The organism is Paenibacillus sp. FJAT-27812, from assembly GCF_001273905.1.
GTDB lineage: Bacteria > Bacillota > Bacilli > Paenibacillales > Paenibacillaceae > Pristimantibacillus.
The window spans coordinates 4909899-4926614 of record NZ_LIGH01000001.1 but is presented as its reverse complement, the minus strand read 5'-3'; the positions used below and the strand labels follow the sequence as shown (position 1 = coordinate 4926614).

General features: G+C 46.4%; 15 protein-coding genes. 7 read left to right on the top strand and 8 right to left on the bottom strand.

Features of this window, described 5'->3' with window-relative positions:
• The 3 genes from pqqB to ADU23_RS20455 are packed head-to-tail and all read right to left on the bottom strand — an operon-like array spanning position 1 to position 3310.
• Positions 1-921 (bottom strand): pyrroloquinoline quinone biosynthesis protein PqqB, encoded by a 921-nt coding sequence (pqqB, locus tag ADU23_RS20460; RefSeq protein ID WP_063846064.1) that lies wholly within the window; start codon positions 919-921, stop codon positions 1-3.
• A 51-nt stretch (positions 922-972) separates the two neighbouring features.
• Entirely contained in the window at positions 973-1044 is a 72-nt protein-coding gene (gene pqqA / locus ADU23_RS34305) for a pyrroloquinoline quinone precursor peptide PqqA (protein WP_369688908.1), read from the bottom strand.
• Between the two features lie 25 nt (positions 1045-1069).
• Positions 1070-3310 (bottom strand): PQQ-dependent sugar dehydrogenase, encoded by a 2241-nt coding sequence (locus ADU23_RS20455; protein ID WP_053375426.1) that lies wholly within the window; start codon positions 3308-3310, stop codon positions 1070-1072.
• A 720-nt stretch (positions 3311-4030) separates the two neighbouring features.
• Here ADU23_RS20455 and ADU23_RS20450 point away from each other — a divergent pair.
• Together ADU23_RS20450 and ADU23_RS20445 are read left to right on the top strand one after the other, a co-directional pair.
• Positions 4031-4669, top strand: a complete 639-nt coding sequence (locus ADU23_RS20450) for a cell wall hydrolase (protein WP_053375425.1) — start codon at positions 4031-4033, stop codon at positions 4667-4669.
• Between the two features lie 47 nt (positions 4670-4716).
• The gene (locus tag ADU23_RS20445) at positions 4717-4905 is read left to right on the top strand and encodes a hypothetical protein (RefSeq protein WP_053375424.1); all 189 of its coding nucleotides are present in this window, start codon (positions 4717-4719) and stop codon (positions 4903-4905) included.
• A 210-nt stretch (positions 4906-5115) separates the two neighbouring features.
• Here ADU23_RS20445 and ADU23_RS20440 read toward each other — a convergent pair whose 3' ends face one another.
• The 3 genes from ADU23_RS20440 to ADU23_RS20430 all read right to left on the bottom strand — a co-directional run bounded on the left by ADU23_RS20440 (position 5116) and on the right by ADU23_RS20430 (position 8108).
• A complete protein-coding gene (locus ADU23_RS20440; RefSeq protein WP_053375423.1) occupies positions 5116-6039 on the bottom strand; it encodes a D-alanine--D-alanine ligase in 924 nt (307 codons plus the stop codon).
• Entirely contained in the window at positions 6036-7499 is a 1464-nt protein-coding gene (pdxR, locus tag ADU23_RS20435; RefSeq protein ID WP_053377745.1) for a MocR-like pyridoxine biosynthesis transcription factor PdxR, read from the bottom strand. Before pdxR ends, ADU23_RS20440 begins: the two co-directional genes overlap by 4 nt.
• Before the next feature lie 258 nt (positions 7500-7757).
• Positions 7758-8108 (bottom strand): hypothetical protein, encoded by a 351-nt coding sequence (locus ADU23_RS20430; RefSeq protein ID WP_053375422.1) that lies wholly within the window; start codon positions 8106-8108, stop codon positions 7758-7760.
• On the opposite strand from ADU23_RS20430, the gene ADU23_RS34300 reads away from it, so the two are divergent.
• Positions 8085-8195, top strand: coding sequence for a hypothetical protein (locus ADU23_RS34300; RefSeq protein ID WP_442950616.1), 111 nt, complete (start codon positions 8085-8087; stop codon positions 8193-8195). The genes ADU23_RS20430 and ADU23_RS34300 overlap by 24 nt on opposite strands.
• A 278-nt stretch (positions 8196-8473) precedes the next feature.
• Positions 8474-9646, top strand: a complete 1173-nt coding sequence (locus tag ADU23_RS20425) for a two-component system sensor histidine kinase NtrB (RefSeq protein WP_053375421.1) — start codon at positions 8474-8476, stop codon at positions 9644-9646.
• A 185-nt stretch (positions 9647-9831) separates the two neighbouring features.
• On the opposite strand, the gene ADU23_RS20420 is transcribed toward ADU23_RS20425, so the two are convergent.
• On the bottom strand, positions 9832-12444 hold the full coding sequence (locus ADU23_RS20420) for an adenosylcobalamin-dependent ribonucleoside-diphosphate reductase (RefSeq protein ID WP_053375420.1): 2613 nt from the start codon (positions 12442-12444) through the stop codon (positions 9832-9834).
• 277 nt (positions 12445-12721) lie between these two features.
• Here ADU23_RS20420 and ADU23_RS20415 point away from each other — a divergent pair, with 277 nt between their 5' ends.
• From ADU23_RS20415 to ADU23_RS20405, 3 genes are all read left to right on the top strand, one after another.
• Entirely contained in the window at positions 12722-14545 is a 1824-nt protein-coding gene (locus tag ADU23_RS20415; protein WP_053375419.1) for a DEAD/DEAH box helicase, read from the top strand.
• Positions 14542-15501 carry a YqhG family protein gene (locus ADU23_RS20410; protein WP_053375418.1) on the top strand — a complete coding sequence of 320 codons (960 nt, stop codon included), beginning with the start codon at positions 14542-14544 and terminating at the stop codon, positions 15499-15501. Before ADU23_RS20415 ends, ADU23_RS20410 begins: the two co-directional genes overlap by 4 nt.
• Positions 15502-15622: 121 nt before the next feature.
• Positions 15623-16519: a hypothetical protein gene (locus tag ADU23_RS20405; RefSeq protein WP_053375417.1), complete on the top strand. Its 897-nt coding sequence runs from the start codon at positions 15623-15625 to the stop codon at positions 16517-16519.
• On the opposite strand, the gene ADU23_RS20400 is transcribed toward ADU23_RS20405, so the two are convergent.
• Positions 16510-16704: a YqzE family protein gene (locus tag ADU23_RS20400; RefSeq protein ID WP_053377744.1), complete on the bottom strand. Its 195-nt coding sequence runs from the start codon at positions 16702-16704 to the stop codon at positions 16510-16512. The two genes, ADU23_RS20405 and ADU23_RS20400, sit on opposite strands and share 10 nt — an antisense overlap.
• Positions 16705-16716 lie beyond the last annotated feature (12 nt).

The following is a 16716-nucleotide window of genomic DNA, read 5'->3' as shown; positions in this document are numbered from 1 at the left end:
TTAAACCTCCATTTCCATGCCATCGTAACCTACTTCTATGCCTTGCTCTTGAAGTCTGCGATATGCGATGGAAGCTTGGTCGAGGACCGGGTTAGTATTGTTGATATGGATATAGATTTTACGGGAAGCGGGCATTGAAATAAGCTTTTGCAAACTTCCATCAGAACCCGTGATAGGGATGTGCCCCATATCAGCGGCTCCTAGTTCAGAGATGCCCAGATTTCGAAGCTCATCTCCCTGCCAGAAGGTTCCGTCTATAAAAATAGTATGTGCGCCCGCCAAATTCTGCTCTAACTCAGTGGTCCAAGACTCTATGCCCGGTGCATAGACCGCAACGCCGCCGGATAATAGATCTTCGATGCGATAGCCAATTACCCATTCGCGATTCATCCAGTCATTCTCCATACTGCCGCAAGCGGCCACGTAACGGGGCGACTTGCAGCCTAAATAGAAAGGACGAATGACCACATTTCCTTCGAATAGGAATAGAGGCTCGCCCATTTTCACCTCTTGCCAGCGCAGCTTTGCATATGGCTCTAGCACCTTGCGGACTGGAAACGCATACGAAAGCGCATGCAAAACTGGGGCTGACGCATAAATCTCCAGCTCCGCGCCTTCCCTTAAGCTTAAAAGTCCAAGAGTATGATCTAGCTCCGCATCGGTTAGCAGAACGCCCAATAGGGGTGTATCCCGCAGGCCTGGGCCTGGCCATAAGGTGCAATGTGCCTCGATCTGCTCCCGAATATCCGGCGTCGCGTTCAATAAATACCACGACTGCCCATCCAGGCTAAGCGCCAGCGCATTATGCATTCTCGCTTTCACGTTTGAGTCTCTTTCCCTAGCACGGCTACAGTAGCGACAAGCGCAATTCCATTGTGGAAATCCTCCCCCAGCCGCCGATCCCAACACTTTCACAAGCATCTTCATGACCTCCAATAAAGAATAGTGCCGGATTTCTCCGGCACGCAGCTGCTACTTTTGAGAAGCGTAAGAAGTCACTTCAGCACAAACATCAATCACCTTATAGCTTGGCTTAACCCACATAACTTCACCTCCCTCCGCGATCCAATTAAAAGTTAGGCACCAAACGAACGATTTTGTCCGGTGATCCGTCTCCGTTTTTATCGCCGTTGTTGCTGGTAACAAAGTAGATGGAGCCATCTGGCGCTTCCACGACATCGCGGATGCGTCCATATTGGTTTTTGTACAAATAGCTCAAATTGCTGCTGCTGATCGTTGGCTTGCCGTTTTTCTCGACGATACCCATCCGAATGATTTGTTTGCCCTTCAAATTGGCTACAAGAAGATCGCCTTTCCACGGGCCTTTCGTTACGAACGTAATGCCCGATGGCGCCCACGTTGTGCCTTGCGCGTAAATGAGCGGCGCCGTAATTCCCGTGCCATTATGGTTTGGTCCTTCAAACTTCGGCCAACCGTAATTGCCGCCTGGCACGACATAGTTGATTTCATCATGCGACGATTCGCCATGCTCTGACTCAAAGAGGCGGTTCGTTCCAGGCTGGAAAGCAATTCCTTGCGGATTGCGGTGTCCACGACTGAAAATCGGCGAGTTTGGTCCAAACGGGTTATCGCTTGGAATCGAACCGTCTAGATTCAGGCGGAAAATCTTTCCTCCAAGATAGTTAAGCGTTTCTTCTGAATGACCATAGTTACCATTGCCAAAATACAGCTTTTTGTCCGGTCCGACTTTGATGCGGCCGCCGTTGTGATAAACTGCGCCAGGAAGGTCGCTGATCAGCACTTTATCCACCGTTGCCTTATTATCTTTTTCAACCAGTCGAACGACGCGGTTTTTAACTTGGTTATTGCTCGTTCTATACGTGTGGTATACATAGAGATAATGATTTTTATTAAAATCCGGATCGACGGCTATGCCAAGCAATCCGCCTTCACTTCTAGGCATATAGTAGAATGGTGCGCCAAGTGTGATGACCGGTGTGGATTTGACTTGACCGTCAACAATGACGCGAATTCTTCCGCTGTTGCGCTCTGTAAAGAAGATTCGCCCGTCCGGCGCAAAGTCAAGCGCCCATGGAACCTCTAGGTTGTTGCCTACGACTTGCACTGAGTAAGGCTCCGTTGAAGCTGCATTGGTTTTCACGGACAGCGCACTGCTGGCTGCCGAGATGTTGCCTGCTATATCTCTTGCTTTCACTGTAAAGCTGTACGTCGTGTTCGCATTCAATCCATTGATAACTACGGAAGTGCTTGAAGCAATCGCTGCAATTACCCCGTTGTTGAACACGTCATATTGATATACGCCAACATTATCCGTAGCTGCCGTCCATGCAAGACTAACGCTTGAAGACGTTTTGCTCGTGCTCTTCAAACCCGTTGGAACAGTTGGGCTTTGCGTGTCATTCGAAGACGAGGTTTTCACTACAAGCGGGCTGCTCGCTGCGGAAACTTGCCCCGCTGCGTCTTTTCCTTTGACGGTAAAGCTATAGCTCGTATCCGCTTTTAACCCAGTGAAAGTATAAGCTGTTCCAGGCACATTAGCTTGTGTTAATACACCGTCTTTAAAGACGTCATACCCTGTCACTCCTACATCGTCGATCGATGCTGTCCATGAAATGCCCACGCTTGCGTTCGTTATGTTTCCTACCTTCAAATCCGTCGGAGCGGTGGGTGGATATACATCCCCGCTGTTATTGACCTTTACATTTTCAAAGGTAGCCGTGCTTAAAGCATTGACGTTATGGCTTGAAACCGCCAAACCAACGAACAAGGAATTACTCATCGCAACCGTTGCGCTTCCTAAGTCACCCCAGTTAAGACCATTATTGGATACATAACCTTTGATGAGATTGCCGGTGCGCTCCAGCTTAATCCAATAAGGGCTGGTAGAGGCTGCTTTAACGTCTTTCGTAGTGCCTCCTGTGGCCGATCTGTATTGAAACGCCAAACCGTTTTTAGGGGTAAGCAGCAAATCCACATGCTTGGAATTTGCATTTAATGACTCCCTGATCGATATGCCGGCTTTGGCATATTCGTTCGTATTCGTTTGTGAAGATACAAGCGCTATAATGGCTCCATCGCCCGTCCAAGGCTGATAAACGTAATTAAATTGATCGCTGGTTCCCCAAATATCCGTTCCGGCGCCGCTTACTGAAAACTTGCCATTGGCAGGATCAAACGTAGCATTTCCCGGAATTGCAGGTGACCCAATATTTTGAGCTTTCCAAGGACTTGGCACAGGTCCGGGAGCTGCTAATCCAAACGATGGCAACATAGTGATGGTTAAACAAATGCTCACGGCTAGCGCTAACCATCTTTTACGATGAATCATCTAAACACCTCTTTTCCAGTTTTTTTCACTTATTGTTGATTGAAATCGTTTTTAAATAAATCAGAATTAATAAGAAAGATCGAAGAAAAGCGATGCACGTTTGACATGCCCGCATTTCTTCTTCTGAATCTTCACTAAAGCTTTTCTCCTCTCTTTTAATTTGTTTTTATTTACATATTTTCATTTTCTTATCAATTCCTATTTCAACTATACGTATTACTTGATTTGTTATAAAGGCATCTAAAGTTAGATAACGTATCATTTTTCTCTATTTTTAAATAATTTAAGCGCTTTAACTTTAGGGCTGCAGCAATGATATATTTTGTTCGTGCATGTAGACTTACAAGCTGCTGCTTACAAATATATGGCTCTCTCGACCTCATAAATTACATTAATTTGAATCGTAGTAAAAATATTCTCCGCAAACGCCATAATATCCTCTACCGAAAGTAGATTTTTTTAATCCCTTGCATATAACCTGCTGTAACAAAAAAGGGACTGTCTCACCGTTGATGAAACGGCCCTAACAATGGATTAGGCCAAAAATTAGTAGTCCATCATCGTAAATATAATAATAATTCGATGCATTTCCCTTCTTTCAGGGGGCGATGTATATGAGAAAATCTTAACAAGATTATCCTATTCATGCTGTGCTAGAATAAACGCTCTAAGCCATTCAATAATTTTCCTATTATTCGCACACGGAGGGATTTATTCATCATGTACAGACTTCTGACTCTATTCGCTCTACTAGTACTAGTTACCGCCACCGCAACAAATCACAAAGCAGATGCTTCACCTGTGTTGAAACTCGGCAGCGAGGGAGAGGATATTCCGGAGCTGCAGTTCCGACTTCAGTCGGTCGGATATTACAACTTGCCCATCGATAAAAATTTTGGCAAGGCCACCTTCAGCGCCGTCCAACGGTTTCAAAAAAATAACGGGATCCAGAGTGATGGCGTTGTAGGTCCGAAAACTTGGGCGAAGCTCAAAAAATTGTCGGTCAACAAAAAAGAGCTTTCCATGCTAGCGCGAGTCATCTATGCCGAAGCCAGAGGGGAAGAATATAAAGGTCAAGTGGCGGTCGGTGCGGTCGTAATGAATCGCCTCCGGTCTTCCAAGTTTCCGAATACAGTAAAAGAAGTCATTATGGAGCCAAATGCTTTCTCAGCCGTAAAAGACGGACAGTACTGGCTTATTCCGAATCAAACGGCTTTCAAGGCGGCTAAAGCTGCTGTGAAAGGAATGGACCCGACCGGCAATGCGTTGTTCTACTTCAATCCGGTTATCTCCAAATCGACTTGGTTCAATTCGCGTACAGCCACCAAAAAAATCGGCAATCATCTTTTTACGCTATAGGTATGCCAAGAGAGAAGGACATTTATCTAGAACAGGAGAACAAATGAATGAGCATGGACACGAAGGACCGGAATCAAGTTAGAGTTGAATTGGTAATGGATATTATCAAAGGAATTTGTGAAATAGAGACTATTCCGGAAGCTGTTAAAGCGAAGTTAGATGCAATGAGTTATGATGATTTAGGCGTTTTTCTGATGGATATCGTAAAAAAACGGTCTATTGATGAAATCCTTTAATTGAATATCGGGATCTGTTATGCTTTCTTCCCGTTATTTCAATAAAAAAGAGCAAACGCTGTCGCAGCGCTTGCTCTTTTTATCTTTACGACGCTTTCGTCTCCCGGCAGTGCTTGCTTTGTGCTTAGGTTCGCATTTCAGAAAAATAAAGCAGGCATGCTCTTTGCCGTCCCGGTCCAGGTATGCTGCCGCTATAATATTTAACTATCGTTATATGGCACTATTCTTTGATTTATTTCTTTCCTTAAGTGAGTATTTAATGATCAAATCCAACAGTTGGCTGAATGAAATACCCGCAGCTTTGGCACTTTTGGGCAAGAGGCTATTTTTCGTCAAGCCAGGCAATGTGTTCACTTCCATTACATAAGGAATTCCATCTTTAATCATCATGTCGATTCTGGCGTAAACACTGCATTTCAATGTTTGATAGCAGCCTAGCGCAGAAGCACGGACTCGCTCGAAAGTATCGGGAGGCAATTGGATCACTTGTTCATCGGCCCCGCCGTCATCATACTTGGAAGAGTAATCAAAAAATTCAGATTGAGACCGAATAGCGACGATGGGAAGAAGTTTTCCATTTAAAATGGAGCAGGTTATCTCTTCGCCTCTAATATATTGCTCAATCAACACTTCATCATCCCATCGAAAGGCTTCATGCACCTCGGCTATTAACGATTCTCTGTTTTTTATCACTTTAATTCCTATGCTCGAACCGCCTGAATTGGGCTTCACAATAACCGGATATCCCAGTCGTTCGACGTCTTCAATGGATAATTCATCTGCACTGCCCAAATGGATCCAATCAGGGGTATGGATGCCTTCGTTGCGAAATAGTTTTTTGGACATGTTTTTATCCATGCAAAGACTGCTCGATAAAACGCCGCACCCGGTATAAGGAACGCTCAGCGTTTCAAGCGCTCCTTGAATCGTACCGTCTTCACCATACTTTCCATGAAGCGCAAGCAACGCCACATCCATGTTTTTCACTTTTTCTACGAGCTCATCTTTACTATTGATTTCAATCGGATACAACTCATATTTATCTCTATCCAAATTAGCAATCATTTCTCGACCAGTCATAAGGGATACCTCTCTTTCCGATGAAATACCCCCCATAATCACACCAACTCTCATTGCCGTGCCTCCCTCATCATTTGTTTAGCTGTATCGCCTATGATTTGAAGCCCTTTTACAATATCCTCGTCTGCAACTCGTGAGAATCCAAGGCGCATAGTATGATGGCCCTCGTTGTCCGTAAAAAAAATGGTTCCCGGTGTGAATATGACCCCTTTATGACGACAGCGTTCTAACAGGTCATTGGTATCAAAGTTATGATCGAATTCTATAAACACGTGAAGTCCACCGTCGCCTGAAAGACGCTTTAACGGAATAAACGCTTTGCAGCACCGAATGACTAATTCACACTTTCGCTTGTATTCAGATTTGGCTTTTTTTAAATATTTCTCGAAGTTGCCATTATGAAGATATTGATAGAGCAAAGATTGATCTAGCGTAGAAGTGTGAATGCTTCGCGCTCTCTTTACGCTTTCCAGATAATCAATTAATTCCTCGTCGGCCAAGACCCATCCAACCCGGAGGCCAGGGAAAAGGATTTTCGAAAAACTGCCTATATAGATGACGCTGTTTCCAATACCATTGCAAGCAACTAAAGGGGCAACGTGGGATCCTGAATACCTCAGTTCCTCATTGAAACCGTCTTCGATGAGCGGGACTTGGTATTTATGCAGCAGCTTGATAACTTCCGTTCGTTTATGGGGAGACATCACAATGCCAGTTGGATTATGATAAGAAGGCACAAGGTAAGCTAAATCATACGGTCGTTCTGACAATTCTCTCTCCAGCTCCATAAGATTGATCCCGTCTTGCTCCATCTCGACTCCCGTAATCTCCAATCCATGCATCTTGAACATTTTAATGGCTGCATGATGAGTAGGATTCTCGCAAATGACACGCCCATTTTTTTGGATTAAAGCCGACAAAATGATGTCTAACCCTTCTGTAAAACCGTTCGTAATCAGGATTGCCTTACCCTCCAGATTAACCCCTTTATTCTCCATGTATCGAAGCAAATAATCCATTAACGGTTTGTAGCCCTGCGCATATCCGTAGTTTAAGATGATTTCACCCTCAATGGACATCCGATCCAAAAAAGCTCGTTTGACATTGCCCAGATCAAACAGTTTTTCATCCGGTGCGATACTGGTAAAGTTGATTTCCCCTTTGTTCGAGCGTATTCCATGCTTGATAAGATCCAGTTCTTCAGCAATCTTTGCTTGGTCACTAATGTTTTGCTTCCAATTAAACTGCCATGATGGTGCAGTTACGGCCTCGCCCAACATTTGAGCAACATAGCTCCCTTTTCCTTTTTCTACATACACGAGCCCTTCGTCTTGCAGATCAGCGTAAGCGCTAACTACCGTATTTCTACTGACGTTCAACAATAAACTGAGTTCACGCGTGGACGGAAGTTTCTGATTCGCTTGCAATACACCTATTGTCATTAAACGTTTCATGTATTCCTTTACCTGGATATGAGCTGGGCGGTCATCCGTCAAATTGAACTCAGTAAACATCCAATCACCCCTAGAAATATAATGGCATACATTCATCAATAAAATAAGAACCACGCTGCGTGGTTTTCTACCCACTCGTGGATATGTAACTAGCTTTTTTTCCAGTTCGTCCCAATTGGGTGCCGCAATGTTTACTCGTTGTTTCAACTTATCGAACGAATCAAACATTGCTGCAACTTCTCCAAAAGATCCATCAATCCACTTCATAAACGGTAAATGATGAATTATTTTCAGAGCATAATATGAACCCTGTCTGTATTATCGAATGAAGCTAGCTTGATTCGCTGGTGTGATCGTATAACCTAGCTTTTCTAATATATGAAACCCCTCATCCATTACGGATATAGCTTGCTTTAAGAGCGCCTTGTCCTTAGATGCTTTTTTCAAATCGCCGTCGAAAAGAAAACTAACAGAGCTCAAAGCGACTATAGGGACGATATGACTTTTGAGCCAAGCATCCATATCATCATGATATACTAATTTATACTTAACCTGTTGAAACGCATTTTCTAATAAAGGCTTTATCGGAATCTCGCGCTGAGTAAAGATATTTTCGCGCAATTTTTGAGTTCTGCGATTGTCGGAGTGATTGAATGGTGGTTTACCCATGCAATGCCTTGTTCTGTAGAGGAGATTGCTGATAAGTTATGGTCACTGCTCGAGCTGAATCAGATGATACTCCGCAATCAATCTTGATTACATTTTAATTGCCCGTTGGTTAACTTATTTTGATAATTAAAAAAGTCCGCTATTCCGCAGACTTCATTCGGACTATCCCGACGGTAACTCCCCATAAGCAATTAGTGTAGCCTCAGTCAGAGTTCAACTTTTTCCGCAACTTCTCATTTAACACCTCTTAAAGTATGGCCAACGCTACCCAGAAGTCTCCATATCCTAAAAACAACCCGTTTATATAGCAGGAAATTACATTTCTTTATAGAAATATAGACCATTAACAAAGAGGGAGGACGACAATGGCGTATAGCGAAAATAGATTGCGTTCATTATTAATCCCATCTATTCCATTGATTCTAGAAACGCATTTTCATTCCGTAACTTTAAAAAATTCAGAGTCCGCCTGGTTCATAGAGACTCATAAGGAATTGTTAGATTCAGTATTTAGGACGACATTGATGCAGATGATAGAAGCATTGTTCTGGAGTTCTTCGGATTACATCTTATATCTGAATACATTAGAACAAGAAGGTTTTGAGCAAGGGGTTTTTACTGCAGAAATATTCGGTGATCATGTTGATATCATCCTGGAAATGAGCAAGGACATAAACTTAACGGCTCAGAATATTATGTTCAAAATTATTAAAGGGATCGTGGATGATTCCATTCATCTATTGTTTTTGTATAATCGATTAATGGAATGCAACTGGACCCGTTTTACAGGGTTTGCTCGCGGTTATTTGTCAAATAAAAATAAACAGATTGACCATTTGCATGAACAAAAAATAGCAGTCATGGGACAAATGGCAGCAGGTATGGCACATGAAATACGCAATCCACTTGCATCGATCAAAGGATTTGCTCAGCTTGTGAGTCATAGACTTCGTGAGCCTGAAATCAAGGTTGATGAATTAAAAGAATACTTAGACATAACCATTAAAGAAATTGACTCCTTAAACGGACTTGTAACGGACTTTCTTGTTCTGGCCCGAAGAGGCGATAGCTCAAAAAATGACGGCAATATTTTTGATGTGAAAGAGGTTTTACATAGAGTTAATAACATTGTGAATCAACTCATACTTAGCGATGATATCGTTCTCTCCGTTGATTATTCCAAAGAAGAATTGCACACGTTTGGAAACGCTTCTCAACTTGAACAAGTGTTCCTCAACATTTTAAAAAATAGCATTGATTCATTCACCACAGTTAGAGGCAGCATAGATGTAATAGCCACCACCGTCACTCAGAAAAATGAAATAATGCTAACGTTTAAAGACAATGGCGAGGGAATCCCGAAGGACATTTCAAACCGTATATTTGACCCTTTCTTTACAACAAAGGAAAGAGGGACAGGCATAGGATTGTCGATTTGCAAACAACTGATCGAAATGTATGGCGGACGGATTCAGATCGAGTCAGAATTAGGGTTAGGGACTACTGTGACCATTATTTTACCATGGGTGCACCGGTGACCATATATATACTTTGGTCATACAATTAGTTTAATCAAATTAGTGTCCCAAGCGTGACTAATTAACCAATAAAGCCCGACCTCATGAGAGGTCGGGCTTTTGTCCAGCAGCATGCAGCTATTAAGAAACTTTTTCTTCGTGTTCCCCATCAACATTTGTTTTTAAGCGGAAACTTTAATTCACCATCAATTACATTTGCTATACCCGCAATTGCTGCACTGCTTACAACCCTCGATATTAATTAATGAAGCAGAGCCGCAGGAAGGGCAAAGGTCCAGCGAAGTCATATCCATAGGCGGATGCGTCTCAGGCAATCTGCCTTTGGCAGTCTCTTCAAAAGCAAGATTGTTTGAACCCGCTGCTCCTTCAACCGTCACTGCCTGTTCCTCGCCGCTTGCTTGATGCAGCTCCAGCGATTTGGCTACCGCATCGGCAATGGACTCCACCCGGTTGACGCCAAAACCAATCGCTCCTGATCCGCCGATCCCTTTTAAGTGTTTGATAAGCAGCTTCACCTTGTTCCCATGGTCGCCATAGCGCAGAAACAGCGAGCAGACGCGGCCCAAAGCCTCAGCCATTGCAAAAACATCCGAGCCTGCTTTGCCAACATTCAAAAAGATTTCGGCTGGCGTGCCGTTCAAGTCATTAATCGTAATATAAGCCATGCCAAATGGCGTATTCACCTTGTAGGTCGCACCTCGCAGCACCTGCGGCCTCCGTTTGTATTGCTTATCGACCACCAGCTCCGTTGGAACTGCGGGAACAACAGCCTCGACTAAATCCGCATCAAAATATTCGTCACTGCCCGCTTCCGGCGAAGCAGCAGTATCAGGCAGCGCTTCAGCTGCCTTAGCTTCTATAAAATCTTCCTTCTTCGTTGAGAGCACTTGTACATCGCGGCTGCCATCCCGGTAAATCGTTACGCCCTTGCAGCCAAGCTCGAATGCAAGCTCATAAAGCTTGCCGGTCTCCTCTACCGTAAAATCCGCCGGACAGTTGGCCGTTTTCGAGATCGAGCTGTCAACCCATCGCTGGATCGCAGCCTGAACGCGAATGTGATCCTCCGCCGACAAGCTCATCGACGTTACAAAATAATCGGGAAGCTCCTCGCCCGGATGCTTAGCCTTCCAGTCCGCAGCAATGGGCACGTCTTGTTGATCAAACCCAAGCCGGCTCTGGCGGAAGTATTCGAATGCAAAATAAGGCTCGATCCCCGTAGAGGTCCCGACCATCGTTCCCGTGCTTCCTGTAGGCGCCTGGGTGATGACGGTAACATTACGCATGCCTTTATCGGCAACAGCTTCCCCAATCTCCGGAAAAGCGCCAATCATATGCTTCATAAACCCGCTCTGCACATATTTGTCAGCATCAAAGGCTTCGAATGAGCCCTTCTCCTCTGCAATTTCAGTCGACGCCAAGTAAGCTTCGCGAGCCATAAAACCATACAGCTTATCTAAAAATGCCAACGATTCCTTACTGCCATATCGGACGCCCAGCTTAATCATAAGCTCCGCCAGCCCCATCGTTCCGAGCCCAATTCGGCGCTCAAGCTTCTGATTCCGCTCGTTTTCTTCAAAATGATACGGCGTCTTGTCGATTACATTATCGAGAAACCGTACCGACCATCGCGTCACTCGCGCCAGCTCTTCCCAATCGACGTCATTCGCCTTCTCATCATAGAACTTCGATAGATTCACCGCAGATAAATTGCAAACGCCCCAGCCTGGCAAGCCTTGTTCACCGCAAGGATTTGTACTAATAATAGGATTAAAATACCAGCTATTAGACATTTGATTGTAATACTCCATAAAGACGACGCCAGGCTCTGCCGATTTCCACGCCGATTCGATGATGGCATGCCAAATCTCCCGAGCGCGTACAGTCTTGTACGGGATGATCCGTTTGCCAAGCCGCCGCCACTCTTCTAGATCCCCCGTCCACAGCTCATTGTAATCCGATTCCTTCGTATCCGGGAACACAAGCTCCCACTCCAAATCTTCCTTTACAGCCTTCATGAACTTATTGCTTACGCAAACGGATAAATTCGCATTTGTCACCTGACCCATCGTTTGCTTGACGGTGATGAACTCCAGCACGTCTGGATGCCAATCATTTAACATAAGCATTAAAGCGCCGCGGCGGCTGCCGCCCTGCTCGATTAACCCCGTCGTGTAGCTGAACAGCCCTCCCCATGATACGGCGCCGCTCGACGATCCATTTACCCCAGCGACGATAGCCCGGCGAGGCCGCAGCGAAGACAGATTCATCCCCACGCCGCCGCCGCGCGCCATAATCTCCGTCATATCGCTGAGCGTCTTCATAATGCCGCCCCGACTATCCTTAGGCGAAGGAATAACGTAGCAATTAAACAACGTCAACTCTTCGCTTGCGCCTGCTCCCGCCGCGATTCTCCCACCGGGCACTAGCTTCCAATCATCTAAAATATATTTGAATTTCTGATACCATTCCTTCTGTTTCTCATTGCTAGTCTCGACGGAAGCCATCGCACCCGCGAGGCGATCCCACATCTCCGCTGGCGTCTTCTCAATCGTAAGCGTCAGCTTCTCTACGCTGGACTCGACAACCTCCCCGTTTCTAAGCTTAACCGTAACGTTATTTCCTTCACGCGCGACTACTTCCCCCACTTCCTTCGCCGGAAATTTCGGATCGTCCTTCGTCAGAACGAGTACGATATCGCCGACTAACGTTTTGCTCGTATCTGCATTTTTCCAGGCGTACCGATCCAAAAATATTTTTTCGCTTAGTCCCTCAAGCCGATTCCCGTTAGACGTCTCCATCACTGCCGCTTCCTCCTTCGGATTCCCGCGCTGTAGGCATATGTACGTAATTATATGCGAATAGCACAATATATTGTGTCATTTAATCATTATACAATACTACATATTGATTTTCAGACTGATTTTTGGCGAAATATAGCAGCCTTCGCCGCTTTCATGGCCTCTCTCACTCTTTTGCTTGTCCATTCTCTTTTTTAATCGCCTTCTTATTATTATTGGATGAAAAGGCAATACTGATTACAACTTATCCCTTTTACTGCGGAAGGAGCTGCTCAAGATGACATTCCAAACAACGCCGCAGGCTGCCTCAGCCGAAGCCGGCACAGCAATCGTAACGCGCAAGCTTCATCCTTTAGTCGATCTGCAGTGTGACCGCACATGGTTTGAGGAGCTGCAAAATCGTCTTACAAAAAACGGGCCGTGGGATGATTGGACGTTATACCAGCTCGCAATTGAGGCTGAACAAGCGAAGCGGATCGAGAGCTTCGAGCAATTGCTATGTTTAAGATCACTGCCCTCCTTTGAGCCGATGCCGCATCAAATCAGCACGGCGCGCAAGGTTGTGCATGAAATGGGCGGCCGCGCCATACTTGCCGACGAGGTCGGTCTGGGCAAAACGATAGAAGCCGGGCTCGTTCTCAAAGAATATATTGTGCGAGGACTTGCGAAACGTGTGTTAATACTCGTTCCTGCCTCTCTTGTGCTTCAATGGGTGCGTGAGCTGAATCAGAAGTTCGGCATATCGGCCGTTGCCCAGAAGAAGGCGCATACATGGGGTTACGATGTTGTAGTCGCCTCTATCGACACTGCTAAGCGCGATCCTCATCGCGAGCTTGTCCTTGGCACCGACTACGATTTAATCATTATCGACGAGGCGCATAAGCTCAAGAACAAGAAAACGACAAACTACCAGTTCGCCAATCTTCTGCGCAAAAAATACTGCTTGCTGCTAACGGCTACTCCGATCCAAAACGATATGGACGAGCTGTTTAATCTCATTACGCTGCTTAAGCCTGGCCAGCTCGGCGGGCAAAGCGATTTTGCCGCAAACTTTGTTGTCGACAAGCGGCTTCCTAAAAATGAAGACCAGCTGCAGGAAGCATTGTCCGGCGTCATGATTCGCAATCGGCGCGGAGACGGCGGCATCCATTTCACGAAACGTTTTGTCAAAAATATACCGCTTACCTTGTCGGAGGAAGAGAAGGCGCTCTACGATGCGGTTACCGGATTTGTTAAGGAGCGCTATGAGGAAAGCGGCGGCGACTTATCGAGCATGCTCTCCCTCGTTACGCTTCAGCGTGAAGTGTGCAGCAGCCGCGATGCCGTATTTTTGACGCTGGTCAACCTCTTCAAGAAAACGTCGGAGGACTCTCCGATGCGTCCGAAAATTTGGGAGCTTGTTGAAAAAATACGCAATATCAAAGCGAATACGAAAGCGGAAAAAGCGATGGAGCTCGTCAAAGAAATGAATGACAAGGTCATCATTTTCACCGAGTACCGGGCAACCCAGGAATATTTGCTGCAATTTTTCCGTGCGCAAAACATGGTCGCCGTCCCTTATCGAGGCGGCATGAACCGCGGCAAAAAGGATTGGATGATGGATTTATTCCGCGGACGCGCCCAAATTCTGATCGCTACGGAAGCTGGCGGCGAAGGCATAAATCTGCAATTTTGCCACCATATGATCAACTTTGACCTGCCTTGGAACCCGATGCGGGTGGAACAGCGGATAGGCCGCGTACATCGTCTTGGGCAGAAGGAAGACGTCAAAATTTACAATCTTTGCACGATCGGCACAATCGAAGAGCATATCGTCAATCTTTTGCACGAAAAAATCAATCTGTTCGAGCTTGTGATCGGGGAGCTGGATCACATATTGGAGCGCTTCGAGAAGGGCGACGGCTCCCTTGAGCAGCGCCTTGCGCGCATGCTTCTGGAAGCCGGCAATGAAACGGATTTAAAGCAGAAGATCAATCATTTGGGCTCCTCGCTTAGCCGAATTCGCGATGAGGTCATCACAGGTGAAAATCCGCTGCCGGCTAGTCCCGATCTGCTCGTCAATTTGGATACGCTTGGACAAACGGTGGAGGTTCAGCCATGAACGAGAAGCAGGTACACAAATTCGTCAATCGTTATTTAGAAGCAACGGAGTGCTCGATACTCGAGAAGTCGCCCAATCATTTTACGGTTAAGCTCTCTCCTCACGCTGATCGCGAGCTTACGAATCGCCCCTATTATTGGAGCTTCGTCGACCGGGTCGGCGCCGAGCCGGAGACGATGACTTTCCTATTTGTAACGGATAAGAACAAATATGACGCCGCTGAAGAGCTGAAGAAGATCGATGCCGCTTCCGTTCAGCAAGATGCAGGCGAAACGGCCCAGGATGCAGCGGCAAACGCCGCACTCGGCCGCTCGCTCGGCTTCGTGCACGGCAGCCTAGCCGCGCCTGCCCGCGTACCGCGCGAGGATTTGTATTTTGGCGCGCGCAAGCTGGACATGCTGTTTGACGCAGCCAAAGCGAAGGGCAGCTTTGTTTATTTGTTCCAAGAGCCGGAGAAGCGCAGCAGCAATCCCTTTTCCTCGACGCCATATACTGCATGGCTAGGCGTCAATATGCGGGTCGAATTCGCTTGCGACCGCAAGCGCGAGGAAATTCATTGCTATGGCGTTTCGCTTGCGACAGGCCATTGCGTGGAGCTTTTTTATGATCGCTTGCTCACCCACAAGCTTACGCCGCGCCTGCCAGCCAATATTCATATTACGAAAAATGGCATCTCCTTTAACAAGGCACTTGGCATCGTCGAGCAAGCACTGGAGCGTAAGCTTCGCAGCTATGATTATAGCTGGGCGGAAAGCGCTACTGCGAGGCTGGAGGAGGAGCTTGAGCGGATAAGCGGATACTACGAGCCGCTTATTAAGAACGGGCTTGAAGAAAACAAGCCGGCTATCAAGGAGCAATTCGAGCAGCGGCAAGCCGAAATCCGGTGGCAATACGAGCCTCGTGTGACTGCGTCCGCCATTAACTGCGGCATCTTTCATCTCGAAGGCATCGATTAACGGTAATTAGACGATTTCCCCATTGATACGTCAAAAAAAGGCGGTCGCAGGTCCGCCTTATCGCGACAGGTTGCAACAGCCTTCTTAAAGCATGTCCCTTACAATAGCATAGAGGTGATTAATGATGCGGAGAAAATTTATTAAGCTTACAGCGGCTTGCGTGTTAACCGCTATTGTTCTATATGCCGGAGGCTTACAGCCGCAATCTGCGGCAGCCATTGCAAACCGCGCGACGGCTTACGAGCCTGTTCAGCAGCAAGCGCAGCGCTGGGTGGACGAGCTTGCCGCTTCGCCCTCTTTTGCAGCTTGGAAGAAGTCATCCCTTGTCGTATCGCCAATTGGCCCGGGTACTCATAGCTGGCTTGTCCTTGTGAAGCAAAATCAGGATACAGTAGGATACCTCGTCGTGAATGCTCTTGAGAAAGGCGGATATCAACTAGGCGAATATGGGACAAGCACGCACCCGTTATTTGATGAGCAAATACTCTCTAGATCCATGAAGCAGTTGGAGCTGATTAAGCCTGCCTCCAAAACCGAAGCGCTATATGTGCACCCGCTGCTGGCAGCTTGGAAGGTAACCGCGGATAAGGATACGTATTATACGGATGCAGCAAGCGGCGAGGTGCTGCCCGTTCAGTCAAGTGACTGGGCTGCCGCTTCGGCAATGAAACTTAAAAATACGGGACAGATGCTGGCAGCAGATAAAGCGACGATTTTGAAACAGGTAACATTACCATCATTTAATGCATTTGCTAAGCTGCCATGGTTGACCAAGCAGCCCATGCCCTTAAGTTCGAGCTCTTATTCCGATTTATTTGCCCATCTGAACAACAAAGAACAACTCCGCTACACCGCTGAGCTGTTCGATGGTCAAATGCTGTATGTGTGGTCGGTTGTCGGATATAACAAATGGAGCACCGGACCTATATACGTTGCGCTCGAGGCGGACGAGAACGGCTCAGACCGCCGTTATATCCCATTAACCTTGCTAATCGAGCTTGGTCATTTTTACCGATGACGTTCAGCCCTGCCGCGCCACCAAAGCATAATACTCATTGGACCATAACCAAACCATCTCGTCAGCCAAGGCTCTCTTCTCGCTTTGGCTGACGTTCTTATTTGCTTACGTTCCTCCCTCGGCGTCTCCATATAGTTTACGAACCGCTCCGTAACGAATTTCACGTACTCATCGCCTTTTGCCATATGTCCCGCTCC

Coding starts and splice junctions, on each gene's coding strand:
- ADU23_RS20420 (WP_053375420.1), bottom strand. CDS start 12,444: ATGGAGACGTCTAACGGGAATCGGCTTGAGGGACTAAGCGAAAAAATA.
- ADU23_RS20400 (WP_053377744.1), bottom strand. CDS start 16,704: ATGGCAAAAGGCGATGAGTACGTGAAATTCGTTACGGAGCGGTTCGTA.
- ADU23_RS20405 (WP_053375417.1), top strand. CDS start 15,623: ATGATGCGGAGAAAATTTATTAAGCTTACAGCGGCTTGCGTGTTAACC.
- ADU23_RS20415 (WP_053375419.1), top strand. CDS start 12,722: ATGACATTCCAAACAACGCCGCAGGCTGCCTCAGCCGAAGCCGGCACA.
- ADU23_RS20440 (WP_053375423.1), bottom strand. CDS start 6,039: ATGAGAGTTGGTGTGATTATGGGGGGTATTTCATCGGAAAGAGAGGTA.
- ADU23_RS20410 (WP_053375418.1), top strand. CDS start 14,542: ATGAACGAGAAGCAGGTACACAAATTCGTCAATCGTTATTTAGAAGCA.
- pdxR (WP_053377745.1), bottom strand. CDS start 7,499: ATGTTTACTGAGTTCAATTTGACGGATGACCGCCCAGCTCATATCCAG.
- ADU23_RS20445 (WP_053375424.1), top strand. CDS start 4,717: ATGAGCATGGACACGAAGGACCGGAATCAAGTTAGAGTTGAATTGGTA.
- ADU23_RS20450 (WP_053375425.1), top strand. CDS start 4,031: ATGTACAGACTTCTGACTCTATTCGCTCTACTAGTACTAGTTACCGCC.
- ADU23_RS20425 (WP_053375421.1), top strand. CDS start 8,474: ATGGCGTATAGCGAAAATAGATTGCGTTCATTATTAATCCCATCTATT.
- pqqB (WP_063846064.1), bottom strand. CDS start 921: ATGCTTGTGAAAGTGTTGGGATCGGCGGCTGGGGGAGGATTTCCACAA.
- ADU23_RS20455 (WP_053375426.1), bottom strand. CDS start 3,310: ATGATTCATCGTAAAAGATGGTTAGCGCTAGCCGTGAGCATTTGTTTA.
- ADU23_RS20430 (WP_053375422.1), bottom strand. CDS start 8,108: ATGGGTAAACCACCATTCAATCACTCCGACAATCGCAGAACTCAAAAA.